A 24,934-nucleotide genomic window follows, 5' to 3' on the forward strand; every position below is an offset into this window, starting at 1 on the left:
CCTTGACGGTCAACCTTACTGTTTCATTTACGTTGCCCTGCAAGGGAGGCCGCGTCATTATATTCACAGTTCCTGTTTGTTCGTGTGGAGTTGGTCATGCGTTTGAAGCTCTTCCTTGTGGCGCTGGCGGCCTTTCTTGCCTCGATCGGCCTCGCCTGGGCCACCGCCAATATTCATATCAATCTTTCGACCCAGACCATGCATGTCGAATCGGGCTCGGGCAGCTACACATGGCCGGTCTCGACCGCCCGCGCCGGCTATTCGACGCCGCGCGGCTCCTACGCGCCGACCGGCCTGCAGCGGATGCATTATTCCCGCAAATATCACATGTCGCCGATGCCCTATTCGATCTTCTTCCGCGGCGGCTACGCCATTCACGGCACCTACGCCACCGGCGCGCTGGGCAGTCCCGCCTCGCATGGCTGCGTCCGTCTCGCGCCGGGCAACGCCAAGCGCCTCTATGAGATCGTGCAGTCGGAAGGCGGCAGCATTTCGATCACGGGCGCCCCGCCCTCGGGCGGCGCCCGCTACGCCAAGGCGCATCATCGCAACGCCGTTCACTACGCCAGCCTCCGCCGCGTCCATCGCGCCCACGCCATGGCCTATGCGTCGGTCCGCCACTATCATCGCGGCACGGTTCGCAGTTGGCAGGCCGAGCCCTTCGCGCCCTATTACTGAGGGCGCGGGAAGCTTCGCGAATCGCGGAATTGGCGCATTTTCGTGGCGCGGCGCCGGAAATGTCTGGCGAAAATGCGCCTTGTCGGCGGTTTGGTGAACGCCGAAGCCCGAGCTTATCCTTAACGTAACCGCCCATTAACGGCTCCCACCCACAATGCTGCCGCAGCGGAGCCATTGTGGAGCCGCTCCAGACGAGGGCTCACGCATCGCGCACGGGCCCCGATTTCAGGGCCGGCATGGGCGACATTATTGAAACCATCATCATCGGGGCCGGCCCAGCCGGCCTCACGGCGGGCTATACGCTCGCAAAGCACGGGCGCGACGCGCTCGTGCTGGAGCAGGACCCGGTCTATGTCGGCGGCATTTCCCGCACCGCGAGCTATAAGGGCTTTCTGTTCGACATTGGCGGCCATCGCTTCTTCTCGAAGTCGAAAGAAATCGTCGATCTGTGGAACGAGATCCTGCCCGACGACTTTCTGGAGCGGCCGCGCCTGTCGCGCATCTATTATCGCGGCAAGTTCTACGCCTATCCGCTGAAGGCCTTCGAGGCGCTGAAAAATCTCGGTCTCTTCGAGAGCGCCCTGTGCATGGCCTCCTTCGCCTGCGCCAAGGCCTTTCCGGTCAAGGAGCCCAAGACCTTCCATCAATGGGTGCGCAACCAGTTCGGCGAGCGGCTCTTCGGCATTTTCTTCAAGACCTACACCGAGAAGGTGTGGGGCATGGGCTGCGACGAGATTTCCGCCGACTGGGCGGCGCAGCGCATCAAGGGCCTGTCGCTCGGCGCCGCGATCGTCGACGGCCTGCGCCGTTCGCTCGGCCTGCGCAAAAGCGAGTCGGGCGCCAAGACGCTGATCGAGTCCTTCCGCTATCCGCGCCGCGGCCCCGGCATGATGTGGGAGGCGGCGGCGCGCAAGATGCAGGAGATGGGCGGACGCCTCCTCATGGGCCGCAGCGTCGACGCCCTGCATTATGACGAGGCGTCGAAGCTCTGGACCGTCCGCGCCAGGAATGAGAATGGCGAGGTTGAAACCTGGCTCGCCCGCAACGTCATGTCCTCGGCGCCGATGCGCGATCTCGTCAACGCCATCGAGCCGCGCCCGATAAGCCTGTTCAATGCGCGCGACCTCAAATATCGCGACTTCCTCACCGTGGTGCTGATCGGCCGTCCGCAGCGGGAGCTGCCGGATAATTGGGTCTATATTCACGACCCGTCGGTGAAGGTCGGCCGCGTGCAGAACTTCCGGAGCTGGTCGCCGGAGATGATCGCGGACGGCGTCTCCACCTGCCTTGGCCTCGAATATTTCTGCTTCGAGGGCGACGGGCTGTGGTCGGCGCGCGACGAAGATTTGGTCGCGCTCGCCAAGCGCGAGATCGGCCAGATCGGGCTCATGAATCCAGACGACGTGAACGACGCCTGCGTCGTGCGCCAGGCCAAGGCCTACCCCGTCTATGACGAGAGCTACGCCCAGAATGTCGACACGATCCGCCGCGAGATCGCGTCGCGCTTTCCCTCGCTGCGCTGCATCGGCCGCAACGGCATGCACAAATACAACAATCAGGACCATGCGATGATGACCGGCATGCTCGCCGCGCTCAATATCGTCCGTGGGGAAGAGGCCTTCGACATTTGGCAGGTCAATGAGGACGCCGAATATTCGGAGGCCGGCGTCGAAGGCGCCGTCGAGGCGCTGACGAGCGAGCGGCTCGTCCCGCGCAAGGTGGCCTGATCATGGCGCTGCTGACGGAAGCCCAGGGCGCGTTCGCCGCGCGCCTCACGCCGGCGCGGCTCTTTCGCTTCATCCGCGACATGATCCGCTATGCGGCGGCGAGCGTCTTCGCGCTCGCTCTCGACTATGGCGTGCTCATGCTGCTGACCAAGGCTTTCGGCGTCGGCTATCTGGAGGCCGCCGCCGCGGGCTTTCTATCGGGGCTCGCGCTCATTTATCTTCTGAGCATCCGCTATGTGTTCGAGGGCCGCCGCGCCCGCGCGCCGCGCGTCGAGATGCTTGGCTTTCTCGTCACGGGCGTCGTCGGCCTCATGCTGACGGAGGCGCTCATGCGTCTTTTCGTTGGCGAGCTCGGCCTGTCGCTGACTCTCGCCAAGGCGGCGACGGCCGGCTTCGTCTTCATGTTCAATTTCATCACGCGCCGGGGCCTGCTGTTCAAGACGGCGGCGTGAAGACGCGCTGCCGGCGTTTCAAATAAAGGACGCTTTATGAGCGAAGATATTTTCTGGGATCGCGCGCGCCCGATTTCGCAGCCGCGATCTCTAAGCCTGTTGCGCGTCGCCAATGGTCAGCTCGTCAAGGCGGCGCTCCTTTGCGCCCTGGCGCCGATCGCCATTTTCGCGATCTTCCTGCAGCCGCCCGCCGCGCTTGCGCTCCTCGCCGGCGTCGCGCTTATCGCCTTTCTCATCCTTTCCAGCCAGACGGGCGGCGCCCTTCTCGCCGCGCCGCTCGATCCGCCGCTCCTGGCCGGCTGCCTCGCGGCAAGCCTCCTGCTCTGCCTGCTCGGCGGCGAATATCACGTCTTCTTCTCGACCTGGGACTGGTTCACGCGCGACGCCGTGCTCGCCGATCTCGTGAACAATAAATATCCGGTCCTCTATCATTATCAGGGCGCCGACTTCATCCTGCGCGCGCCGCTCGGCATGTATATGTTTCCCGCGGCCGTCGGCTGGGGCTTCGGGCTGAAAGCGGCGCATCTCGCGCTGCTCCTGCAGAACTCCTTCCTCTTCGGCGCCATCCTCTATCTCGTCGCGTCGCTTGCGAGCGGGCCGAAATTGCGCTTCCTGGCGCTCTTCGTCATGTCGGGCCCAGTCGACGCGATTCCGCATATTTTCGAGAGCTGGCTCTTTCAGGAGAACGGCCAGTTCGTCATCCAGCCGCATTTCATGAACTGGAACTGGCTGGCCTGGTATTGGGCGCAGTTGCCGCAGATTTTCTGGGCGCCCAATCACGCCTTCTCCGGCTGGATGACGGCGACGCTGCTCCTGCTCAACATCCGGCGCGAGATCGACATCGCATTGCTCGCTTTGAGCTCTATCGCGCTTCTGTTCTGGTCGCCGCTCGTCATGATCGGCGCCACGCCGCTGCTGCTGGCGCGCGGATTCGAGAGTCTCTCGCCCGAGCTGCTACGCCCGCGCACGGCGCTCGCCCTTTTCGCCGGCGTCCTGCTTTTGCCGCTCCTCGTCTACCTTTCGCTTGACGCGGCTGTCCTGTCGCGCAACTGGCTCTTCGAGCAGAAGGGCTTCTTCGTCTGGTATCCGCTGGCGCTCGTCTTCAGCCTGCCGCAGGTCTGGCTGCTCGCTTTCTCGCGTGACGCGATTCCGCAATGGTTGAAGCCGACCTTCGCCCTTGTCGGCGCCGTGCTTATTCTCTTCCCGCTCTATCGCATCGGCGCGACGGCGGACGACAATGATATGGCGATGCGCGGCATGCTGGTCCCGATGTTCCTGCTGGGGTTCATCTTCGCGGAGAGCGCGCCGCTTCTCGTCGAAGGCCGGCGGCCGCGCGCCTTGCTGACGACGGCGATCATCTTCGTTTCCGCGATCACCGGGCTCATGGAAATCCGCCGCGCGCTTTCCGATCCGACCTACGAGATCAACGACTGCAATCTCTTGACGGCGACGGATAAGATCAACAAGGGCTTTCCGGCGCCGAACTATCTCGCCCATGTCGAACAGGCGCCCGGCTGGCTCCTGAGCGCGGAAGGCCGGCGGCTCGAAATCGAGAAGCGGCAATGCTGGCCGGGCTTCGCGCCTTTGGCCGGCGAGTAGGGGGCGTCATGACGGATATCGCCACGCCCGGCGACGAGACGAATCTCGCGGTCCGCCGTGCGGCGGGCGAGGTCCGTCCGCCGGCGCGCGTCGTGTTCGTCGTCGCGCTGCTCTGCGCGGCGGCGCTCGCTTCCTTGCGCGCGGCGGCGGTCTGGCGCACGGGCGCCTTTTTCGATTCCGACGACGCCATGCGCGCCGTGCAGTTGCGCGATTTTCTCGCGGGCCAGGGCTGGTTCGATCTGACGGCGCATCGGCTCGATCCGCCGGACGGGCTCGTCATGCACTGGTCGCGCATCGTCGATCTTCCGCTCGCGGGGCTCGATCTCTTCTTCTCGAAATTCCTCGCGCCGGAATATGCCGAGCGCGCGACGCGGCTCGTCCTTCCCTTCGCATTGCTCGCCGCGCTCTTCGCCCTTACGGGCTGGCTCGGGAAAATTCTCTCGGGCGCCGGCGCGCGGCTCGCGGCGATCTGGCTCGCCATGCTGTCGGGTCCGATGTTCCTGCAATTCGCGCCGGGCCGCATCGATCATCACGCGCCGCAGATCGTGACGCTGGCGGCGGCCTTCGGCTTCTTTCTGCAGGGGCTCGATCCGAAGCGCGCCTGGTCTCTCGCCGTCGCGGCGGCGCTGATGGCGCTGTCCTTCGCGATCAGCCTCGAAAATCTGCCCTTCTTCGCCGTGATGATCGCGGCGGCGCCGCTGCTCTTCGTCGTCGACGGCGCCCGCGCGCCGCTCCTGTGGTTTTCGGGCGGCGCGCTCCTGGCCTTCCCCGCCTTCTACGCCGCTACCCATCCGCGCTCGGCCTATTTCGCCTCCGCCTGCGACGCCTTCTCCTTCGTGCATCTCGCGGCGCTGCTTGTCGGCGCGCTGTCGCTCGCCGCGATCGGATCGCTCGCGCCGCGTCTTTCGACGCCGCGCGCGCGTCTCGTCGCGGTCGGGGCCGCCGGCCTTGCGACCGTCGCGGCGATCCTTCTCGTCGCGCCGAAATGCGTCGGCGATCCGCTGGGCGGGCTCGATCCGCTGCTGCGCGATCTCTGGCTCTCGCATGTCGCCGAGGCGAAGCCGCTCTTCTCGCTCCATGAGACGGCGCCGGGCATGATCGTCGCCATCGGCGCGCCCGTGGCGCTCGGTCTCGCCGCGGCGCTGGCTTTCGCCCGGAAATCCGAAGGCGTCGCGCGGCGCCGGTGGCTTGCCGCGGCGGCCGTGATCGCGATCGGAGCCGCCGCCGGCCTGTGGCAGGTGCGCGTCTTCACCTCGGTGACGCCGCTTGCCATGGTCCCGCTCGCCGCCGCTATCGTCGCGATCGTCCAGCGTCTCGACGTGAGCCCGGCGCTGCGCGTCGCGCTCGCCGCCGTCCTCGCGATTTTCGTCTCGCCGATGGGGCTTGCGCTCGCTCTGCCGTCGAAGGACGATCCGGAGGGAGGCGCCGAACGCGCCTGCCTCGCGCCCGAAATCTTCGGGCCGCTCGCGTCAATGCCGGCCGCGCGCGTCGCCGGCCCCTTCGATCTCGGCGCGCATCTTCTCGCCCATACGCCGCACAGCGTCTTTGCGGCGCCCTATCATCGCGACAATCGGGGCAATCGAATCGTCGCCGACGCGTTCACCGCGACGCCGGAGCGGGCCGAATCAATTCTGCGAAAGGCCGGGGCGGACGTCGTGGTCTGGTGCGCGCGCGCAAAGCGGCCGTCGCCGCTGGTCACGGCCGCGCCCGACGGGCTCGCCGCGCTGCTGGCGCGCGGCGAAGTTCCCGCCTGGCTGGATCGAAAGTCGGCGCCGGACGCATCTCTCCTTGTTTTCGCCTTGCGGCCGGTGAAATAAAGGCGTCGTTGAAGGCTACTCCGACGCTAGGATTAAACCGTGACGACGATGTTCGATCGCCGCCGACTACTCATTGGCGCCGGCGCGTTCGCCGCGTCGCCGTCCTTCGCCCAGCCGACCGCTCAGGAGCTCGCCGACGAGCTGCAGGTGCGGGTCGAGAACAAATCCGTTCCCGAGCTTTGCGCCGAGAAGGACAATATCGAGCTCGATTTCGTCTCGCCGCGCATTCGCGGCCTGCAGATCCAGGCGGTTCACCCGTCCTATATCAACACCATCGTTTCCGACCGCTGGGCGCCGGACTGGTCGAGCTGCGATCTTTCGCACGATCCGAAATTCTTCGCCCAGGCGCGGCGGCGCACATTCTTCGAGACGCCCGAATTCTGGCTGACGGGCTATACCTTCCCCTCCTTCTGGCGGCCCAACGACGTGGCGGTGCGCGTCGGCGACACGGTCGAGAAGGGCTTCCATCTCATCCAGTTCTGGATGTGGTATCGCGAGCGCGCGGAAGAGATCATGGTCTTCTATCCGCCGGACGGCTATTGGCGCGCCCGCCCGCTTCCTTTCGAGGACATGCGCTGGACCGCCTATGGTTCGTCCTTCCTGGTCGGCCCGGTGGAGGTTCAGGAGCGGCCGATCGTCGATCTGGCGGAAGTGGTCTTCGAGCCGAGGACGCGCACGCTCGTTTTGAGGTTCAGGCGCGGCGGCGAGGCGCGGGTGACGATCAAAAGCGTCGATCAGGAGCGCTTGACGCTCGATGTCGATTTCGACGACGCCGTGCTCGGCGGCCGCCCCTTCGCGGCTCTGCGCTCCATGTACGCCATGGAGACGATGAGCGACGCCGCCATGGTCGCTTGGCGCTCCAAGCGCGGCAAGAGCTGGGAGGAGGCCCCGGTCATCGACTTCCCCGGCGCCAGCGCGACCGAAATCTGGGTCGGCCGCCATCTCCCCTCGCGCCATAATCTCTCGGCGCCGGATATGGTCTTCGGCAAGTTCCGCGGCGAGAAATGACCGCGCGCCGCTTTCGGGCGCTCGACGCCGCGCGCGGCCTCGCCGTCCTGGCGATGGCGGCCTTCCATCTGACCTGGGACCTCGGCCATTTTGGATATATAGATGCGTCGATACCGTGGTCGGCGCCCTTCAAGGCCTTTGGTCACGCCATCGCCTTTTCCTTTCTGTTCATCGCGGGTGTCTCGCTCGTGCTCGCGCATCGGGAGCGCATCCATTGGCGCGCCTTCCGGCGACGCTTGGCCGTCATCGCCGGCGCGGCGGGGCTCGTCAGCGTCGGCACCTATCTCGTCTTCCCGGCGGCCTTCGTCTTCTTCGGCATTCTGCATGTCATCGCGGCGGCGAGCCTCGTCTCGCTTGCCTTCCTCTTCACGCCCTGGCCGGTCGCGATCCTTGCGGGCGCGGCCTTTTTTGCGGCGCCGCATTTTCTGGCCTCGCCGGTCTTCAATTCGGATTGGCTGCAATGGCTGGGGCTCGGGACGACCGAGCCGCTGACCCAGGACTGGCGCCCGCTCTTTCCCTGGGCGGGAGCGATGATTCTGGGCGTGGGGGCGGCGCGCCTGCTCCCTCTCCCCGCTTACGGGGAGAGGGCTAAGGTGAAAGGCGAAGCCAAAAGCGAGCCGATCGCCGCCGAAGCTATCGCTGGGTCGGATCAGCCCCCCGTCTGGCTGAAGCCCCTTGCCCCTCACCCTAGCCCTCGCCCCGTGAACGGGGAGAGGGGGATGCTGCTTTTCCTCGGCCGTCACAGCCTGCCGATCTACCTCGTCCACCAGCCGCTGCTTTTCGCTTTCTTCACCGCCCTCGTCATGCTCGTCCCGCCGGCTGAAGACCTGAAGGCCTTCGTCTCGGCCTGCGAAAAAGGCTGCGTCGAGGAGGGAGCGGAAAAGGGCTTTTGCCGCGAGACCTGTCTCTGCACGCAGCAGGAGGCCGAACGCGGCAAGGCGCTTGCGGGCGTCAAAGACGACGAGGCGCGGGGGAAGATCCTGCGGGAGATCGCGGAGCGGTGCGTGGCGGCGGCGCGCGAATAATCGCCGTCATCGCGAGCGTAGCGAAGCGATCCAGAGCCCTATGGCCGCGCCTGGATTGCTTCGCTGCGCTCGCAATGGCGAATGAGGCGCTGCGGCTCACATTCCGCCGAGATGCTCCGCGACGGTGAAAATGTCCTTGTCGCCGCGGCCGCACATATTCATCACCATGATGTGGTCGGCGCTCTTCTGCGGCGCGAGCTCCAGCACCTTGGCGAGCGCGTGCGAAGGCTCCAGCGCCGGGATGATGCCCTCGAGCTTCGAGCAGAGCTGGAAGGCGGCCAACGCCTCCTTGTCGGTCGCGCTGATATATTTCACGCGGCCGGTCTCGTGCAGCCACGAATGTTCCGGGCCGATGCCGGGATAATCGAGGCCGGCCGAGATGGAATGGCCCTCGAGAATCTGGCCGTCATCGTCCATCAGCAAGTAAGTGCGGTTGCCGTGCAGCACGCCGGGCTTGCCGCCGGTGAGCGAGGCCGCATGGCCGTTCGGCACATTGATGCCGTGGCCGGCCGCCTCGACGCCGTAGATCTCGACGCCGCTATCGTCGAGGAAGGGGTGGAAGAGGCCGATGGCGTTCGAGCCGCCGCCGATGCAGGCGACGAGCGAATCGGGCAGGCGCCCCTCCATCTCCTGCATCTGCGCCCTTGTCTCATTGCCGATGATCGACTGGAAGTCGCGCACCATGGCCGGATAGGGATGCGGGCCGGCGGCCGTGCCGATGCAATAGAAAGTGTCCGCGACGTTCGTCACCCAGTCGCGCAGCGCCTCGTTCATCGCGTCCTTCAGCGTGCGCGCGCCGGACTGCACGGGAATAACCTCGGCGCCGAGCATTTTCATGCGGAAGACATTGGGCTTCTGCCGCTCGACGTCGACCGCGCCCATATAGACGACGCATTGCAGGCCGAAGCGCGCGCAGGCGGTGGCGGTGGCGACGCCATGCTGGCCGGCGCCCGTCTCTGCGATGATGCGCTTCTTGCCCATGCGCCGCGCGAGCAGGATCTGGCCGAGCACATTGTTGATCTTGTGCGCGCCGGTGTGATTGAGCTCGTCGCGCTTGAAATAGACCTTGGCGCCTTTCCCGGGCTCCGCCTTCCCGCGCACATGCTCGGTGATGCGCTCGGCGAAATAGAGGGGCGACGGGCGGCCGACATAATGCTTATGCAGGCCCGTCAGCTCTTCATGAAAAGCCGGGTCGTTCCTGGCTTGCGCATAGGCCTGCTCGAGATCGAGCACGAGCGGCATGAGCGTCTCGGCGACGAAGCGCCCGCCGAAAATGCCGAAGCGGCCGTTCTCGTCCGGGCCGGCGCGGAAGGAATTGGGAAGCGGCTTGGTCAAGGTGGGTTTCCTCGATGCGGTGCGGAGCGACCGCCGATGTCTTGCTGGGAAGAACCTTTAGAGCCTTCGGGCGGCAAATCAAAGCGATCGGACGGCCTCGACGAAGGCCCTGATCTTCCCCGCGTCCTTCACCCCCCTCTCGCGCTCGACGCCCGAGGACACGTCGACCGCCGGCGCGCAGGTGCGGCGCAGGGCTTCCGCGACGTTTTCCGGGTCGAGCCCGCCGGAGAGCATCCAGCTTTTCGCGCCGATATTGCGCAGCAAATCCCAGTCGAAGCTTACGCCCGCGCCGCCGGGAACGGAAGCGTCGGGCGCGGGCTTGGCGTCGAAGAGCAGGATGTCGGCGACGCCCTCATAGGCCTTCGCGCCTTCGACATCCGCGGCCGTCGCGACGCCGATCGCCTTGATGACGGGGAGCTTGAAGCGGGCCTTCACCGCGCGGACGCGGTCGGGGCTCTCAGCCCCATGAAGCTGCAGCAATTCGGGCGCGAGCGCTTCGGCGATCTCTTCCAGCGCCTCATCCGAGGCGTTGACGGTCAGGGCGACCTTTGCAACGCGGCCCCGCGCCATCAGCCCAAGCGTGCGCGCCGTCTCCAGATCGATATGGCGCGGGCTCTTCTCGAAAAAGACGAAGCCCGCCATGTCGGCGCCGGCCGCGATGGCCGCGAGGAGAGTCTCCGGGGAGGAGAGGCCGCAGATTTTGACGAGGGTGGACAAGGGCCTGGCTCCAGGCTCGTGGTGACGCCCCTCATGCTTCGAGACGGCCCCTAAGGGGCCTCCTCAGCATGAGGGGCTCCTTTTCAGTGCGCAAAGGCAAGGCCTCATCCTGAGGAGCGAGCGAAGCTCGCGTCTCGAAGGACGAGGCCGTCCCGTTTATCCGCGATTATACGCGTCCTCGAAGCGGACGATGTCGTCCTCGCCGAGATAGGAGCCGGTCTGCACCTCGATCAGCTCCAGATCGATCTTGCCGGGGTTGATGAGCCGGTGCTTGCAGCCGATCGGCAGATAGATCGATTCATTCTCATGGACCAGATGGATCTCGTCGTCGCGGCCGACTTCGGCGGTGCCGCGCACCACGATCCAATGCTCGGCGCGATGGAAGTGCTTCTGCAGCGAGAGGCGCTCGCCGGGCTTCACCACGATGCGCTTGACCTGATAGCGCTGGCCCTCGTCGATCGACTGGTAATAGCCCCAGGGCCGGAAGATGCGCTTATGCGCGCCCGCCTCGCGGCGGTTCTCGGTCTTGAGTCGGTCCACCAGATGCTTCACCTTGTCGCCATGCTCGTGGCTGAGCACGAGAACGGCGTCCTGGGTGCTGACGACGATGACGTCGTCGACGCCGACGACGGTGGTAAGCGTCTCCTCGGAGCGCACATGGACGTTCTTCGCGTCCATCACCACGCCATGGCCGCGAACCGAATTGCCCTGTTCGTCGCGATCCGAAAGCTCCCAGACCGCGCGCCAGGTGCCGACATCCGACCAGCCGATGTCGGCCGGAATGAGCGCGGCCTTGTCGGTCTTCTCCATGACGGCGTAGTCGATGGACTTCTTGGGCGCGCGGGCGAAGGCCTCGGCGTTCAGCACGCAGAAGCCCAGATCCTTGGCCGCGGCGTCGATCGCCGCCTCGGCGGCCTCGGCGATGAAGGGTTCGAACCGCGCGATCTCGCTTTGCATCACGTCGGCGCGGAAGATGAAATTGCCGCTGTTCCAGAAATAGCCGGCGTCGATATAGCGCTGCGCCGTCTCGCGGTCGGGCTTTTCGACGAAGGCGTCGAGCCTGAGCACCTCCCCGCCCTCATGGATCGGCGCGCCGGGGCGCAGATAGCCATAGCCGGTCGCCGGGCTGTCCGGCTTCACGCCGAGCGTGACGATATAGCCCTCCGCGGCGGCCTCGCCCGCCTTTTTGCACAGCTCCACAAGGCCGGCGGGATCGCGCACCACATGGTCGGCGGCGAGAACGACGACGACGGAGTCGGGCGCGCGGCGCGCGGCGAGGCCGGCGGCGACGGCGACGGCCGGGCCGGAATCGCGGCGCGACGGCTCGAGCACGATGTCCGCCTGCATGCCGATCTCGCGCAACTGGTCGGCGATGAGGAAGCGATAGTCGCTATTGGAGATGACGACGGGCTTCTCGAAAGCCGGATCCGCCAGCATGCCCATGGTCGTCTGGAAGGTCGAGCGCTCGCCCACGAGCGGAATGAACTGCTTCGGCAAGGTCTCGCGCGACTCGGGCCATACGCGCGTGCCCGAGCCCCCGCACATGATGACGGGCAGGATCTTTCTCATTCGGTTCCCCTCGAGCCCTTCGCGACTCCCGGTCGCCCAGAATCACGCCGCGATGGGGCGGCGGCGCCCCATCGCACAAGACGCGACCAATTCCAAAATGCGGAGCGCGCTTCCCGCGAAAAACCGGTTTTTCGCCTTTCGCCGCGCGCTCCAAGGACCTTCTCAGGCGAGCATAAAATCAAATTCGTCGTCGATCGTAGCGATCATTCGCGAAGAAAGCGCGGGCTTTCTGCAGCATCCCCGCGCGCAAAGGCGGCGGCGGGAAAGGAAAACCCCATTGCGCCCGCTTCTTGTCAAGAATTTGACCTGGGGCGAAGCCCGCGCTCCGGCGCTTTTCCTCAGCTTTTGCCTTTCTTCTCGAGCTCGGCCTTCAGCGCGGCGAGCTTGGCGAAGGGCGAATCGGGATCAGGCTGCCTTTCGCGTTTCTCGGGCGCGTTGAAGCCGCCGCCGGGCCGGCCGCGACGATTGTCGTCGCGCGGGCCGCTAAAGCGCGGCTTGTCGAAGCGCGGCTTGTCCGGCCGGCCGGCGGGACGCGCGGCGCCGCCTTCCGGCGCGGCGCCGGCTTCCGCCGGGCGCGGGCGATCGCGACGCGGCCCGCGACGCTCGCCGTCGGCTCCCGCTTCGCGGGGGCCGCGCTGCGGGGGGCCGTGGCGGCGCGGGCCGCCGGCATGGGCGTGGCGCTGCGGAGCCCAAACCTCGATCGTCGCCGACGGCTCGGCGGCGTTCTCCTCCGGCGGGGCCGCTTCGGCGCCCGTCTCCGCCGCGTCGGCCGGCGCTTCTGCGGCGGGCGCGGCCTCCATCTCCGCCTCGGCCGGGGCCGCGATTTCGGCGGCGGGCTCCTCGGTCCGCTCGGCCGCCGTCTCCCCGGCCGCCGGCTCTTCGACCGCCGCCGCCTCCTCGGATGCCGGCTTGGGCGCGATGGGCTCCATGGCGGCCGCCGGAATCAGCGGCGCGGTGATGGCCGGGCCGGGCCGCTGGGTCGCGACATAGCCGAGCGATTTCATGATCGAGGAAAAGGCCTCGCCGGAGCAGCCCGTGAGCGAGGTCATCGCGACCGTCACCACGAATCCCTCGCCATCCGCCGCGCCGGGGGGCGGGTCGCCGGCGGTGACGCCCGGCTTATAGGCGATGGCCGGCCGGATGAGGTCGGCGAGCCGCTCCAGAATGTCGACGCGCACCACCCGCTCGCCGCAGACCCGGAAGCCGGCGGCGCGATAGAAGCCCTTATGGATCGACGGGTCCGCCGCGAAGGAGGTGCGGCCGGACGCCGCGAGATGCGGCACTTCCTCGAGCCCCTTCACATTGTCGAGCCCGCCATGCTGGAGCGCCCATAGCAGCGAGGCGAGCGCGCGGGGCGCCGGCTTCAGGAGCAGAGGGAGATAAATATGATAGGCGCCGAACCGCACGCCGAGCTTGCGCAGCGCGCCGCGGTCTTCCTGCGAGAAGCCCTTCACCTCCTTGGCGACGCGGGCGCGGTCGAGAACGCCGAGCTCCTCCGCGATCTGAAAGGCGACGCCGCGCGTCACGCCTTCGAGCCCCTCGCTTTTTTCGAGCGTCTCGAGCGGCCCGAGCAGCTTCTTCACATGCTGGGCGAGCCAGAGATTGAGGCGGTTCTGAACCTTTTCGAGCGCCGCGCCGGTCAATTGCTCGTCGGCGAGCACGCGGGTCGCCGGCGTCAGCACGGTCGGCCCGGCCGTGATCTTGCCGACCGGCTCGCCGAGCCAGCGGATCACGCCGTCATTGCCCAGCACGAAGGCGTCGTCCACCGCGTCGAAGACGCGGGTGGCGCGCGCCTCGAACTCGCCGGCCAGCGCCTTCTGGGCGGCGGCGTTCAGGGCCTTGGCGGCTTCCCCCGCCGCGCCGGGATCGGGCGTGAAGCGAAAGCCCTGCAGGCTCCCGACATGTTGCCCCTCGACCAGGACGTCTCCGGCGGCGTTAATTTCGGCTTCGAGCATCGCTTTCTCTCTTAGACGGCGCATCAGCACGCTGGTGCGGCGATCGACGAAACGCTGCGTCAAACGGGCGTGCAGCGCGTCGGACAGGCTGTCCTCTACCCGACGCGCGTCGCTCTGCCAATGCTCGGCGTCGTCGAGCCAGCCGGATCGGTTGGCGATGAAGCTCACCGTGCGCACTTGCGCAAGCCGGTTGGAGAGCGTGTCGATGTCGCCGTCGATCCGGTCGACGGCGGCGATCTGTTTAGCCATCCAATCGGCCGGAATCTTGCCGCGTCTCGCGATAAAGCCGAAAACCGACAAAGCGAGGTCGGCGTGGGCCGCCGGCGAGGTCTTGCGGTAGTCGGGGATCTGGCAGGCTTCCCACAGCCGCGCGACGTCGGCCGGGGTCTTGGCGTTGCGCTGCGCGATTTCGTCGCGGCGCACCGCTTCGAGCGTGAGCTGATCGACGGCGACGGGCGCGCGGGCGAAGCGGGGATGGTCCGGCGTCTTCTCCAGCGAGTTCGTCAGCCCGGCGATCGAGGAAAAGTCGAGATCGCTGTTGCGCCATTGGAGGAGCTGGACCGGATCGAAGCGATGGTCCTCCAATTGCTCGATCAGCTCCTCCTCGAAAGGCGGGCAGCGCCCCGTCGCCCCGAAAGCGCCGTCGCTCATATGCCGGCCCGCCCGCCCGGCGATTTGGCCGAACTCCGCCGGGGTCAGCCGGCGGTGGCGCCAGCCGTCGAATTTCCGGTCCGAGGCGAAGGCCACGTGATCCACGTCGAGATTGAGGCCCATGCCGATGGCGTCGGTGGCGACGATATAGTCGACGTCGCCGGACTGGAAGAGCTCGACCTGGGCGTTGCGCGTCCTGGGCGAGAGGGCGCCGAGCACCACGGCCGCGCCGCCCCTCTGGCGCTTGATCCATTCCGCGATGGCGTAGACCTCCTCGGCCGAGAAGGCGACGATGGCCGTCTTCGGGGGCAGGCGGGAAATCTTCTTGTCGCCCGCGAAAGCGAGCCGCGACAGGCGCGGGCGGGCGAAGATCGGCGCGCCGGGAAAAAGCGCGCGGATCATCGGCTCCATGGTTCCGGCGCCGATCAGCAGCGTCTCCTGCCGGCCGCGCCAGCGCAGCAGCCGGTCGGTGAAGATATGGCCGCGATCGAGATCGGCGGCGAGCTGGATCTCATCGATCGCCAGGAAATCCACGTCGACGTCGCGCGGCATGGCCTCGACGGTCGAGATCCAATAGGCCGGCGCGCGGGGTTTGATCTTCTCCTCGCCGGTGATCAGCGCGACCGCCTCGCTCCCGACCCTGGCGACGACGCGATTATAGACCTCGCGCGCGAGCAGCCGCAGCGGCAGGCCGATGAGCCCGGTCGGAAAGGAGAGCATCCGCTCGATAGCGTGATGCGTCTTGCCGGTATTGGTGGGGCCGAGCACCGCCGCGACCCCTTGGGCGGCGGCGCGGCTTCCAGGCGGGAGCGGCGGCATGGACGTTGTCGCTTCTTCTCGTTCTTGACCCTGGCCGCCGGCAAATTAGGGGGCCGCCGTCTCATAAAGGAACTTTCGGCGGCGCGCGACTTTACCTCTTGAACAGCGCGCGAACGAATCGCGGCCGAATCGCTGACTCGCAACGAGTCATGCTCTGTTCGCCCCATATATAGTATCTCTATCGTGGTCTTTAACTAACGCTGGGATTCAACGGGGAACGGGCGCTCGATGACGGGAAAGCGGCGCATCGCGGCCTGTCAACCGCCGGAAAAGGGTATTTTGACGCCTTGCGAAAGGCGGGCGTTAACGTTCCGGCCCAAGCGCGAACGCAGCATGCACGAATCAGGAGTCGAGCGGCGTTCGCAACGGTTCCGGGGCCGATCTTGTGGGCCGCGCGCGAGCGCGCCGCTTCATCTCGCCGGGCGCGCCGGGGAAGCGGCGGCGCGGACGCCCATATTGGCCGCGCCGTTAACGAAACTGTCCGATATTGGCGTCGGCTCCGCGCGTGGCCGCATCGGTCGAAGACAACGCCGACAGGGGAAATATGGTTAACGCCGCGCGGCGAGAGGCGCCCGCCGCCCTTCCTTTCGTTAAACACGGCCTTAAGCTCCTGAAGGCCATAATGCGCGACGCCTTTGGAATTGGAACGCCTCGGGACGCGCAATGGCGATCGCCCTCTCGGAAATCATATCGACGCTCGCGGCCTTTGTTCTATTGTCGACGATCGTCTCCTGCGGCGGGGCCGCTTTCGCGGAGCGCCTGCGGTTTCCCGGTTTCTCCGAAGGGTCGCGTCTCGAACGCCTCGGCGTCGCCCTGATCTGCGGCTTCGGGTGCCTTCCCATATCTCTCGACCTCGCGGGCCGGCTGGGGCCTTTGGCGATGACGCTCTCCGCGCTGGCCCTGGCGGCGCTCGGCGCGCCGGCGCTGATGCGCAAAGGCGCAGCCGACTCGGCGCCTCATCCGGGATGGATCGTCGCCGCGCTGGTCTGGACCCTTGGCGCAATCGCGCTCGTCGTCGACATGCCGGGCGTCGGGAACTTGCAGCATTCGCTGCTCGCGGTCGATTACGTCAAACATGCCGCCGCGACATGGTCGCTCGCCGAATCCGGCGCGCCGCCCTGGAATCCGACCTTTTACGAGCCGGGCCGGGCGATGTCCTATTATTACCTCTTCTATACGCTGCCGGCCGTCGTGGCCGCGCTCGGCGCGCCGCTCGGAATCGCGGCGCGCCATGCCGTCTACGCCAGCGCGCCTTTGATGGGATTTGCGCTTTTCGCGCTTGCGCAGGCGGTCATGCGGCGCGGCGGCGCCGATGCGGCGGCTGGAGACAAGCCGCGCGCCGCGAACTGGCCGCTTCTCGCGCTGTTGTTCGCCACGGGGCTCGACTTCTTTCCGCTCGCGACGCTTTATTTCGCGAAGGACGGCCAGCTTGATTTTCTCTTTCTGCATTTCAGCGACTGGGACGAGCAGGTCACTTCCTGGTTCAGCAGCGTGATGTGGGTGCCGCATCACCTCGCGGCGCTGAACGCCGCCTTTGTCGGCTTCATCGCGTTGACGAGCCCCGGCGAAAACTGGCGGCGCGTGGCGCTGGCGGCGCTGGCCTTCGCCTCCATGGCGGGCGAGTCCGTCTATGTGGCGATGCCGGCGGCGCTCGGCGCGGGATTCTGGCTTTTCTCGCTGCTGTGGCGCCGCCGGCGCGCCGAAGCGGCGCGACTCGTCCTTGCGGGGCTTTCGGCGCTCGCCCTGGCGACGCCCTGGCTCCTGACCCTGTCGCCGCGTTTGGGAAGCGGCGATTCCGCCCCGATCGGCTTCCGCCTGCGCGGTCCCGAGTGGATCGACATCGCCGCCGGCTCGGAAGCGGCCGGCGCGCTGTATCGCGGCGCCTCGATGCCGCTGTTCTACCTCGTCGATTTCGGAATATTCGTTCTCGGCGCCTATGTCTTCTGGCGAAAGGCCGGCAGGCGCGGCTACGCCGATGAGCTTGGGCTGTTGTTGCTTTGCCTGACGGCCGCTTCGTTCCTGATCGGCTCTTTCGTGGAATCGACGATTTTGCTGAACGATCTCGGCTGGCGCGCGATGCTGTTCGCGCAATTCGCGGCGTTGATCTGGACGGCGGCGGCGTTTCGCCAGGGCCTTTTGTTTCAGGGGCGTGTCGGGGTCGTCGCCGGAGTCTGCCTCGCCTTCGCCTATGCGGCGGTCGGCGCCGCGGTCGCGCAGATGCGCCTTTTCTTTCCGCATGAACATATGCGCGCGACTCTGGCCGATGAAATGGCGGCCTGGGCGTGGCTCGACGCGCATCTTCCGCGCGGCGCCGTCGTGCAGGCGCGTCCGGAAGCCGGACGCGCTTATGGCTACGGCCTTTACGGTCGATTTCCCACCGCCGTCGCCGACCGCCATAATGGCCGGCTCTTCGGCGCGCCGCGAGCAGGCGTCGAGGCGCGCATCGCCGAGCTCGCGCCGATTTTCGCCGATACAAGCTTGCCGCTCGATGAAGCGCGCCGGCGCGCCGGCGCATTCAACATCGCGGCGCTGGTCGTCTCCTCGCATGATCCGGCGTTCGCCGCGCCAGAAGGCTGGACCGCGCGCGCAACGGCCGATTACGCCAACCCGAATTTCCGAATTTACCTCATGAACGGATCGCGTCATGACGACGGCAATTGAGCCGCGCGCCGTTTTGCGCCGCGCCATCGCTCTCATTTTCGTTTATGCGCTCGCCGCGCTCATCGGCGGCGCATTGTTCGTCGCTCTGCTGCGTGCGGCGTCGGCCGCCTTCGGTCCAGGGATCATGTTCTATCGCGGCGTCGGCGCTCTCGGCCTCGTATTTCTCGCCTTGCTGGCGTTTTTCATCGCGGCTCTGCCGCGGGTCGCGCGCCGCTTCGGTCTCGACGGCGCCGATGCGCTGGGCGCGGCGATCGTCGCGACGTCGCTTCTTTTCGCCGCCTTCGTTCTCGGTCCGATAACGGTCGACCGCTCAATTTCGGTCTTCATGCTGTCGCGGTTCGAAGCCGCGGACCGTCCGCTGACGGAGCAGGAGGCGCGCGACGCCTTTGTGCGCGTCTATGTGAGCGACTGGGCGCAGATCGACCGGCGCATCCGGGAGCAGGAGCTTTCCGGCAATCTCGAGCGCGCCTCCTCGGGATGGCGGCTCACCCCGCAAGGCGGCGCCTTCATGAAGACCGCGCGCGCAATGTCCGGCGTCTTTGGCGGCGATCCGCGTTTCGTCGGACGCGGCAAATCGCCAGCATATGGCGATCCGGGGGAGTCAAAATGAAAGATGAAGCGATCCCGCCGGGGCGCTCTTTCAAAGAGCGCGGCTTCGTCGGCCCCTGGCGCGCGCTCGCGCCGAGGATCGACGCCCGCATTTTGAAGTTCCTGCTCGTCGGCGGGGTCAACACGCTCTTCAACTATGCGGCTTTCCTGATCGTCCTCGGCCTGACGGGGCATGTAGTCTTCTCCCTGGCGATCTCCTGGATTCTCGGCGTCCTGTTCAATTTCCGCACGACGGGGCGGCTTGTATTCGGCTCGTCCGATCCGCGCCTGCTCATGCGCTTCGTCGGCGTCTACTTCGGACTGTTCTGGATCAACGCCGCCGGGCTCCGCGCGCTCGAATGGGCGGGGCTCGCTCCGGCGCTGGGGGCGATGGCGCTCACGCCGTTCATCGCGGCGATGAGCTATGCGCTCATGCGCGATTTCGTCTTCTCGGCCGTCGCCGCGCAGGCTCAAAGATGAGGTTAGCAATGTCGGTCAACGTTTTCGGCCGGGTCGCATGTTTTTCTCCCTCGACGCCCGCCGCCGAGGACGGCGTCCATTCCGTCGCCGGTTCTCGATCGCTTGCCGTCGCGCGGAGACCGAGCGACGGCGACGTGCTGTGGCTTATCGTCCTCCTCTTCATTTTGCCGAATGCGATACTCGCGGCGTCGATGGAATGGCCGGCCGCCGCGCTGGTCTGGGCGGGTTGCGTGGGCGCCGCCGTTACGGCTTGGCGCGCGCGGTCGGCGAACGCGCTCCTTGCGAAGCCGGTGAACGCGACGACGCTTGCGCTTTCCCTGTGTCTGGGTCTCGGGCTTTGTATGCTCGGCGGCCAGGGCCATTTTTTCTATTCGATGCGCGACTGGCTCGTCCGGGACGCCGTCCTCGCCGATCTCGTGCGCAACGGCGCAGCCGTTTCCTATCAAAACGATGAGACGCTCTATATGTTGCGCGCGCCGCTCGGCATGTATCTTTTGCCCAGCCTCGTCGGCCGCATGTCCGGACTCTACGCCGCTCATCTCGCGCTGCTCGCCCAGAATGCGACCATCGTCGGCGCCATCTGCTATTTTGTCGCCAGCCTCGCCAAGGCCAACAAGGCGGCGGTTCTGCTTGTGTTCATCGGTTTCAGCGGACTGGACGTCTTGCCGGTCCTCATCGCCGAGGCGGCCGAGACGATCAAGGGCGAGCCTTTCATGCCCTTCGATCACATCGAATGGTGGGGCGAATATTTCTCGGATATTCGCTTGCAGTATTCGAGCCACCTCGCCCTGCTCTTCTGGGCGCCGAACCACATGGCGCCGGGCTGGCTGTTCGGGATTCTCTCGCTTCTCTATGTGCGCGGCGCCGTGGCGTTTGCGATCTTGCCCGTCTCCTTCGCCGCGACGGTCCTTTGGTCGCCGCTCGCCGTGATGGGCGCGGCGCCTTTCCTCGCTTATTTCGCGATGGCGCTTTTCCCAAGCCGTCTGTTCGGGCGCGAGACCCTGATCGCGGTCGCGAGCAGCCTTTGCTTCCTGCCGGTCGCCGTCTACCTCATGATCGACAATGGCGGCGTGATGAAGGAATGGCTGGTCCTGCGCGAGGGCTTTTTCCCGCGCTATCTGCTTCATGTCCTCGTGGAAATTCCGCAGGCGGCGATCGTGCTCTACGCCTGGAGGATCGTCGAGCCCTGCGACCGTCGCCTGCTGGCGCTGGCGCTCGGCCTGTTGCTCATATTGCCCGTCTATAGCATCGGCCTCTACAATGATTTCACGATGCGCGCGTCGATTGCGCCGCTCTTCGTGCTTTCCTTCGCCTTCGCGCGAATCGCGGTTCTGACGCCGCGCGACAACGGTCGCTTTGCGACGGCCATATCGACAATCGTGCTGGTTTCGGCGGCGACGCCCATCATCGAATCCAGGACGGCGATGGCGACCGCAAGCTTTGGCGTCAGCGACTGCAATTTCCTCACGGCCTGGAGAAAGAATGAAACGACGGCGGCGCCGGGCAATTATCTCGCGCGCGCCGAGTCGATCCCCGCTTGGCTGATGTCGCCCGGACGGGCGGAGCCGCTGTCGCGCGAAGATCGGAAATGCTGGCCGGACCATCCTCTTCTTGAGGAGCGGCTGAAGTGATCTGTGTGTGACGAAGCCCGGGCGGGACGGGGTCTTTGACTTCTCCCGCCGGGCTTGGCTACAAGCCTCCCTCCTTCAATTCGAGAGAGGCGTCGTCAATGACATCAATTGTCGAGCGGCTGAGCGAGGAACTTTCGGCGAAACCATGGCAGGTGGAGGCCGCGATCGGCCTTCTCGACGGCGGCTCCACAGTTCCCTTCGTCGCGCGCTACCGCAAGGAAGCGACGGGTCAGCTCGACGATACGCAATTGCGCAAGCTCGAGGAGCGGCTGCGCTATCTGCGCGAGCTGGAGGAGCGCCGCAAGGCGATTCTCGAATCGATCGAGAGCCAGGGCAAGCTCGACGACGCGCTGAGGCGCGTCATCATGGAGGCCGACAACAAGGCGCGCCTCGAAGACATCTATCTGCCTTATAAGCCCAAGCGCCGCACCAAGGCGCAGATCGCCATCGAAGCGGGCCTCGCGCCGCTCGCCGACGCGCTTTTGTCCTCGCCCGAGAAGGACCCGAAGGCGCAGGCGGAAGGCTTTGTCGACGCCGGAAAGAATGTCGCGACGGCCGAGGCGGCGCTGGAGGGCGCGCGCGCCATTCTCGTCGAACGCTTCGCCGAGGACGCCGATCTCATCGGCGCGCTGCGCGAGACTCACTGGCGGGAGGCCGTGCTGAAATCCAGGCCGCGCGCAGGCAAGGAGGCGGCGGCCGTCAAATATTCCGATTATTTCGAATTCTCGCAGCCCATCTCCAAGCTGCCCTCCCATCGCATTCTCGCGCTCTTTCGCGGCGAGAAGGAGGAGATGCTGGAGCTCGAAATGGCGCCGGAGGCCGAGCCCGGCGTAGGCGGCTATGAGAGCCGCATCGCGCGCCGCTATGCTATCGAGGATCGCGGCCGGCCCGGCGACAAATGGCTGCTCGAGACGGCGCGCTGGGCGTGGCGCACCAAGATCGAGCTGCATCTCTCGGTCGACGCGCGCTCGCGCCTGTGGAAATTCGCTGAAGAAGAAGCGATCCGCGTTTTCGCCGAAAATCTGCGCGACCTGCTGCTCGCCGCGCCGGCCGGCGCGCGCGCGACGATCGGCCTTGATCCCGGTTTCCGCACGGGCGTCAAGGTCGCGGTGATCGACGCCACGGGCAAGATCGTCGCGACGACGGCCATCTATCCGCATGAGCCGCAGCGCCGCTGGGACGAATCGATCGCGACGCTGGCGCGCCTCGCGCGCGAGCACAAGATCGAATTAATCGCCATTGGCAATGGCACGGCCTCGCGCGAGACGGACAGGCTCGCGGGCGAGCTGATGTCGAAGCATCCCGAATTGAAGCTCACCAAGATCGTCGTGTCGGAAGCGGGCGCGTCGGTCTACTCGGCTTCCGAATACGCCTCGAAGGAGCTGCCCGATCTCGACGTGTCGCTGCGCGGCGCCGCCTCCATTGCGCGGCGTCTGCAGGACCCGCTGGCCGAGCTTGTCAAGGTCACGCCGAAATCCATCGGCGTCGGGCAATATCAGCACGACGTCTCGGAGATGAAGCTCTCTCGCGCGCTGGACGCGGTGGTGGAGGATTGCGTGAACGCCGTCGGCGTCGACGTGAACACGGCCTCGGCGCCGCTGCTCGCGCGCGTGTCGGGCCTCGGCGAAACGCTTGCGGCGAATATCGTCGCGCATCGCGACGCCAACGGGCCCTTTCGCACGCGCGCCGCGTTGAAGAACGTGCCGCGCCTCGGGCCCAAAGCCTTCGAGCAGAGCGCCGGCTTCCTGCGCATCATCGACGGCGACGATCCGCTCGACCGCTCGGGCGTGCACCCCGAAGCCTATCCGCTGGTGCGCCGCATTCTCGATGCGGCGAAGACGGACATCCGGTCGCTCATCGGCAATGCGAATGAATTGCGCAGGCTGAGGCCGGCGCAATTCGCGGACGAGACCTTCGGCGTTCCGACCGTCACCGACGTGCTCGCCGAATTGGAGAAGCCCGGCCGCGATCCGCGCCCGGCCTTCAAGACCGCGACTTTCCAGGAGGGCGTCGAGACGCTGAACGATCTGAGGCCCGGCATGACGCTCGAAGGCGTCGTCACCAATGTCGCGGCCTTCGGCGCCTTTGTCGATATCGGCGTGCATCAGGACGGGCTGGTGCACATCTCCGCCATGTCGAAGGACTTCGTCAAAGACCCGCGCAGCGTCGTGAAGCCCGGCGACATCGTCAAAGTGAAGGTGATGGAGGTGGACGCGCCGCGCAAGCGCATCTCGCTCTCCATGCGCCTCGACGACGCGCCGGGCCAGCAGGCCAAGACGGGACAAGGCGGCGGCCAGGGCCGCGACGCCAATCGGCCGCGCGGCCCCCAGCAATTCGCCGCGCCGCGCGGGGCGAAGCCGGCGGCCAATGCGCCGGGCGGGCTGGGCGAAGCGCTGCTCGCGGCCATGAAGCAGAAGGGCGGGCGCTAGCAGCCTGTGTCTTCCGAATTGACGGGCTTCCCGGAGGGCATCCGTTTTCCATCGTCATTGCGAGCGAAGCGAAGCAATCCAGGGCCGTGACGAGGGCTCTGGATTGCTTCGCTCCGCTCGCAATGACGGCGGGAGGCATAGGCGAGAAGGCCGGCAATTTGGATGACGGTAGCCGCTGAGTTTTTCGACGAGAAAGGGGACGAAGACGCGCGCGCCGATCGCCGCCGCGCCGATGGACGCCAGCAGCACGGCGCCGGCGGCGATGTCCTTAGCCTTCTTCACGGCGGGACTATATTGCGGCGAGCCGCTCGCTTTGCTCATTCTCTGAAAGTAATGGTCTCGTTCCGCGCCGTCATAGCGGCCCGACTTCAGGCAGCAGCGTTTGAAAGCTTCGGCCCGAGCCGCAGGGACAGGGGTCGGCGCGGCCGAGTTTTTCCACGAGCTCCTTGTCGCCATGGATGATTCTCGGTCCCCGCTTCACATGGGTCTCGGAGTTGAAGCCCTTCCGGCGCTTGGACATTCGCTCAAAAGCAGGCGAGATTCTCGAAATCGGCCGACATGATCGCCTCCATAAATTTTTCGGGAAAATTTGGAGCGGGTGAAGGGAATCGAACCCTCGTATTCAGCTTGGAAGGCTGCTGCTCTACCATTGAGCTACACCCGCGCGCCCTTTTTTATGCCAATCCGCGCGGCGCTTTGCAATGGCCGAATCAGTCCGCGCGCGCCCGCGCATTTATCCATTTGACAGCGCCGCCGGAGCCCACTAACCCGAGCGCCCGACGGTCAATCATCAAGGCGGGCGTTCCCACGCTGCTTCATTCGCAAGGATTAACGAACCGTGGCTAAACCCCAACTCGGCGCCAAGCGTCAATGCCAGTCCTGCGCGACGAAATTCTACGATCTCAACAAGGACCCGATCGTCTGTCCGAAATGCGGGACGGTCTTCCAGGTCGCCGCGCTCAGCCGCGCCGCCGCCCGCGTCGAGGAGGATGAGAGCGATATCGAGAAGGAGAGCGCCGACACGGTGTCGCTCGAGGAGGTCGAGGCCGAGGAATCCGCGGCGGAGACCATTGACGTCGAAGACGATGTGGAGATCGACGACGCGGGCGATGACGACACCTTCCTCGAGGAGGAAGAGGGCGAGGACGACGTCTCCGGCCTCATCGACGGCGACATAGAAAGCGACGACGAAGGCTGAGCCGCGGCCTTCAGAGCCTCAAATAAAAGAAACCCGCGGCCCGGCGCCGCGGGTTTCCGCTTTGTCGAGAGCTTTTACTTGCTGCCGCGGCGGCGGCGCTGTTGGCCGAGACCCATCTGCTTGGCGAGATTGGAGCGCGCCTTGGCGTAATTGGGCGCCACCATGGGATAATCGGCGGGCAGGCCCCATTTCTCGCGATATTCTTCCGGCGAGAGCCCATATTGGGTGCGCAGGTGGCGCTTCAGGGATTTGAACTTTTTGCCGTCCTCGAGGCAGACGATGTAGTCGTTCGTCACCGAGCGCTTGACCGCCACGGCCGGCTTGGGCGGCTCGGCCGGCGCCGCCGGGACATTCGAGCCGACCCGCAGCAGCGCGTTGTAAACTTCGCTGATGAGCTGCGGAAGATCGCCCGCCGGGACGGAATTATTGCTGACATAGGCGGAGACGATGTCCGCGGCGAGTTCGATATTGTTGGTGACGGTCATAGTGCGCCTGTTGCCTTTGTGTGACCCGGATAGACTGTGCGTCTATTCGCGAAAGCGTCGCCGCTTCAAAATGCTCGAGCAAAACCGATTACGATGGAGGCTTGGTCGAA

20 protein-coding genes and 1 tRNA gene are annotated in these 24,934 nt (G+C 66.1%); 13 read left to right on the top strand and 8 right to left on the bottom strand.

Annotated elements, in window-relative coordinates:
* Window positions 1-96 precede the first annotated feature (96 nt).
* The 7 genes from ACV7JP_RS07620 (at window position 97) to ACV7JP_RS07650 (ending at window position 8,306) form a co-directional block, all read left to right on the top strand.
* Entirely contained in the window at window positions 97-678 is a 582-nt protein-coding gene (locus tag ACV7JP_RS07620) for a L,D-transpeptidase (protein WP_457798627.1), read from the top strand.
* Between the two features lie 236 nt (window positions 679-914).
* Window positions 915-2,405 carry an NAD(P)/FAD-dependent oxidoreductase gene (locus ACV7JP_RS07625; RefSeq protein ID WP_457798628.1) on the top strand — a complete coding sequence of 497 codons (1,491 nt, stop codon included), beginning with the start codon at window positions 915-917 and terminating at the stop codon, window positions 2,403-2,405.
* A 2-nt stretch (window positions 2,406-2,407) separates the two neighbouring features.
* Window positions 2,408-2,857: a GtrA family protein gene (locus ACV7JP_RS07630; protein WP_457798629.1), complete on the top strand. Its 450-nt coding sequence runs from the start codon at window positions 2,408-2,410 to the stop codon at window positions 2,855-2,857.
* Between the two features lie 36 nt (window positions 2,858-2,893).
* Complete coding sequence (locus ACV7JP_RS07635; protein ID WP_457798630.1) at window positions 2,894-4,456, top strand: hypothetical protein; 1,563 nt, start codon at window positions 2,894-2,896, stop codon at window positions 4,454-4,456.
* An 8-nt stretch (window positions 4,457-4,464) separates the two neighbouring features.
* A complete protein-coding gene (locus tag ACV7JP_RS07640) occupies window positions 4,465-6,273 on the top strand; it encodes a hypothetical protein (protein ID WP_457798631.1) in 1,809 nt (602 codons plus the stop codon).
* 48 nt (window positions 6,274-6,321) lie between these two features.
* Complete coding sequence (locus tag ACV7JP_RS07645; protein WP_457799044.1) at window positions 6,322-7,281, top strand: hypothetical protein; 960 nt, start codon at window positions 6,322-6,324, stop codon at window positions 7,279-7,281.
* Window positions 7,278-8,306 (top strand): heparan-alpha-glucosaminide N-acetyltransferase, encoded by a 1,029-nt coding sequence (locus tag ACV7JP_RS07650; protein WP_457798632.1) that lies wholly within the window; start codon window positions 7,278-7,280, stop codon window positions 8,304-8,306. Before ACV7JP_RS07645 ends, ACV7JP_RS07650 begins: the two co-directional genes overlap by 4 nt.
* 96 nt (window positions 8,307-8,402) lie before the next feature.
* Here the strand turns inward: ACV7JP_RS07650 and trpB are convergent, their stop codons facing one another.
* The 4 genes from trpB to ACV7JP_RS07670 all read right to left on the bottom strand — a co-directional run bounded on the left by trpB (window position 8,403) and on the right by ACV7JP_RS07670 (window position 15,352).
* The gene (gene trpB, locus ACV7JP_RS07655) at window positions 8,403-9,641 is read right to left on the bottom strand and encodes a tryptophan synthase subunit beta (RefSeq protein WP_457798633.1); all 1,239 of its coding nucleotides are present in this window, start codon (window positions 9,639-9,641) and stop codon (window positions 8,403-8,405) included.
* 78 nt (window positions 9,642-9,719) lie between these two features.
* Window positions 9,720-10,358: a phosphoribosylanthranilate isomerase gene (locus ACV7JP_RS07660; protein WP_457798634.1), complete on the bottom strand. Its 639-nt coding sequence runs from the start codon at window positions 10,356-10,358 to the stop codon at window positions 9,720-9,722.
* A 156-nt stretch (window positions 10,359-10,514) separates the two neighbouring features.
* Complete coding sequence (locus ACV7JP_RS07665; protein ID WP_457798635.1) at window positions 10,515-11,927, bottom strand: mannose-1-phosphate guanylyltransferase/mannose-6-phosphate isomerase; 1,413 nt, start codon at window positions 11,925-11,927, stop codon at window positions 10,515-10,517.
* Window positions 11,928-12,265: 338 nt separating this feature from the next.
* Window positions 12,266-15,352, bottom strand: a complete 3,087-nt coding sequence (locus ACV7JP_RS07670) for a helicase-related protein (protein ID WP_457798636.1) — start codon at window positions 15,350-15,352, stop codon at window positions 12,266-12,268.
* Between the two features lie 663 nt (window positions 15,353-16,015).
* On the opposite strand from ACV7JP_RS07670, the gene ACV7JP_RS07675 reads away from it, so the two are divergent.
* The 5 genes from ACV7JP_RS07675 (at window position 16,016) to ACV7JP_RS07695 (ending at window position 23,141) form a co-directional block, all read left to right on the top strand.
* Window positions 16,016-18,013: a hypothetical protein gene (locus tag ACV7JP_RS07675; protein WP_457798637.1), complete on the top strand. Its 1,998-nt coding sequence runs from the start codon at window positions 16,016-16,018 to the stop codon at window positions 18,011-18,013.
* On the top strand, window positions 17,997-18,623 hold the full coding sequence (locus ACV7JP_RS07680) for a hypothetical protein (protein ID WP_457798638.1): 627 nt from the start codon (window positions 17,997-17,999) through the stop codon (window positions 18,621-18,623). The genes ACV7JP_RS07675 and ACV7JP_RS07680 overlap by 17 nt, the downstream gene beginning before the upstream one ends.
* Window positions 18,620-19,081 carry a GtrA family protein gene (locus tag ACV7JP_RS07685; RefSeq protein ID WP_457798639.1) on the top strand — a complete coding sequence of 154 codons (462 nt, stop codon included), beginning with the start codon at window positions 18,620-18,622 and terminating at the stop codon, window positions 19,079-19,081. The genes ACV7JP_RS07680 and ACV7JP_RS07685 overlap by 4 nt, the downstream gene beginning before the upstream one ends.
* A gap of 8 nt (window positions 19,082-19,089) precedes the next feature.
* Complete coding sequence (locus tag ACV7JP_RS07690) at window positions 19,090-20,712, top strand: hypothetical protein (RefSeq protein WP_457798640.1); 1,623 nt, start codon at window positions 19,090-19,092, stop codon at window positions 20,710-20,712.
* 98 nt (window positions 20,713-20,810) lie between these two features.
* On the top strand, window positions 20,811-23,141 hold the full coding sequence (locus tag ACV7JP_RS07695; protein WP_457798641.1) for a Tex family protein: 2,331 nt from the start codon (window positions 20,811-20,813) through the stop codon (window positions 23,139-23,141).
* A 54-nt stretch (window positions 23,142-23,195) separates the two neighbouring features.
* Here ACV7JP_RS07695 and ACV7JP_RS07700 read toward each other — a convergent pair whose 3' ends face one another.
* From ACV7JP_RS07700 to ACV7JP_RS07710, 3 genes are all read right to left on the bottom strand, one after another.
* Window positions 23,196-23,462: a diacylglycerol kinase gene (locus ACV7JP_RS07700; protein ID WP_457798642.1), complete on the bottom strand. Its 267-nt coding sequence runs from the start codon at window positions 23,460-23,462 to the stop codon at window positions 23,196-23,198.
* A gap of 31 nt (window positions 23,463-23,493) precedes the next feature.
* Entirely contained in the window at window positions 23,494-23,661 is a 168-nt protein-coding gene (locus ACV7JP_RS07705) for an SEC-C metal-binding domain-containing protein (RefSeq protein ID WP_457798643.1), read from the bottom strand.
* A 70-nt stretch (window positions 23,662-23,731) separates the two neighbouring features.
* Window positions 23,732-23,805: transfer RNA gene (locus tag ACV7JP_RS07710), tRNA-Gly, on the bottom strand.
* A 174-nt stretch (window positions 23,806-23,979) separates the two neighbouring features.
* Between ACV7JP_RS07710 and ACV7JP_RS07715 the strand changes: the two genes are divergently transcribed.
* The gene (locus ACV7JP_RS07715; RefSeq protein WP_457798644.1) at window positions 23,980-24,339 is read left to right on the top strand and encodes a TIGR02300 family protein; all 360 of its coding nucleotides are present in this window, start codon (window positions 23,980-23,982) and stop codon (window positions 24,337-24,339) included.
* Between the two features lie 74 nt (window positions 24,340-24,413).
* Here the strand turns inward: ACV7JP_RS07715 and ACV7JP_RS07720 are convergent, their stop codons facing one another.
* Complete coding sequence (locus ACV7JP_RS07720; protein WP_457798645.1) at window positions 24,414-24,824, bottom strand: MucR family transcriptional regulator; 411 nt, start codon at window positions 24,822-24,824, stop codon at window positions 24,414-24,416.
* Between the last annotated feature and the right edge of the window lie 110 nt (window positions 24,825-24,934).

The sequence above is a fragment of the Methylocystis sp. S23 genome (genome assembly GCF_054106005.1).

Bases quoted from the DNA above. Each gene is read 5' to 3' on its own strand.
- ACV7JP_RS07620 (WP_457798627.1), top strand. From the start codon at position 97: ATGCGTTTGAAGCTCTTCCTTGTGGCGCTGGCGGCCTTTCTTGCCTCG.
- ACV7JP_RS07625 (WP_457798628.1), top strand. From the start codon at position 915: ATGGGCGACATTATTGAAACCATCATCATCGGGGCCGGCCCAGCCGGC.
- ACV7JP_RS07630 (WP_457798629.1), top strand. From the start codon at position 2,408: ATGGCGCTGCTGACGGAAGCCCAGGGCGCGTTCGCCGCGCGCCTCACG.
- ACV7JP_RS07635 (WP_457798630.1), top strand. From the start codon at position 2,894: ATGAGCGAAGATATTTTCTGGGATCGCGCGCGCCCGATTTCGCAGCCG.
- ACV7JP_RS07640 (WP_457798631.1), top strand. From the start codon at position 4,465: ATGACGGATATCGCCACGCCCGGCGACGAGACGAATCTCGCGGTCCGC.
- ACV7JP_RS07645 (WP_457799044.1), top strand. From the start codon at position 6,322: ATGTTCGATCGCCGCCGACTACTCATTGGCGCCGGCGCGTTCGCCGCG.
- ACV7JP_RS07650 (WP_457798632.1), top strand. From the start codon at position 7,278: ATGACCGCGCGCCGCTTTCGGGCGCTCGACGCCGCGCGCGGCCTCGCC.
- ACV7JP_RS07665 (WP_457798635.1), bottom strand. From the start codon at position 11,927: ATGAGAAAGATCCTGCCCGTCATCATGTGCGGGGGCTCGGGCACGCGC.
- ACV7JP_RS07670 (WP_457798636.1), bottom strand. From the start codon at position 15,352: ATGCCGCCGCTCCCGCCTGGAAGCCGCGCCGCCGCCCAAGGGGTCGCG.
- ACV7JP_RS07675 (WP_457798637.1), top strand. From the start codon at position 16,016: ATGGCGATCGCCCTCTCGGAAATCATATCGACGCTCGCGGCCTTTGTT.
- ACV7JP_RS07680 (WP_457798638.1), top strand. From the start codon at position 17,997: ATGACGACGGCAATTGAGCCGCGCGCCGTTTTGCGCCGCGCCATCGCT.
- ACV7JP_RS07685 (WP_457798639.1), top strand. From the start codon at position 18,620: ATGAAAGATGAAGCGATCCCGCCGGGGCGCTCTTTCAAAGAGCGCGGC.
- ACV7JP_RS07690 (WP_457798640.1), top strand. From the start codon at position 19,090: ATGTCGGTCAACGTTTTCGGCCGGGTCGCATGTTTTTCTCCCTCGACG.
- ACV7JP_RS07695 (WP_457798641.1), top strand. From the start codon at position 20,811: ATGACATCAATTGTCGAGCGGCTGAGCGAGGAACTTTCGGCGAAACCA.
- ACV7JP_RS07700 (WP_457798642.1), bottom strand. From the start codon at position 23,462: ATGAGCAAAGCGAGCGGCTCGCCGCAATATAGTCCCGCCGTGAAGAAG.
- ACV7JP_RS07705 (WP_457798643.1), bottom strand. From the start codon at position 23,661: ATGTCCAAGCGCCGGAAGGGCTTCAACTCCGAGACCCATGTGAAGCGG.
- ACV7JP_RS07720 (WP_457798645.1), bottom strand. From the start codon at position 24,824: ATGACCGTCACCAACAATATCGAACTCGCCGCGGACATCGTCTCCGCC.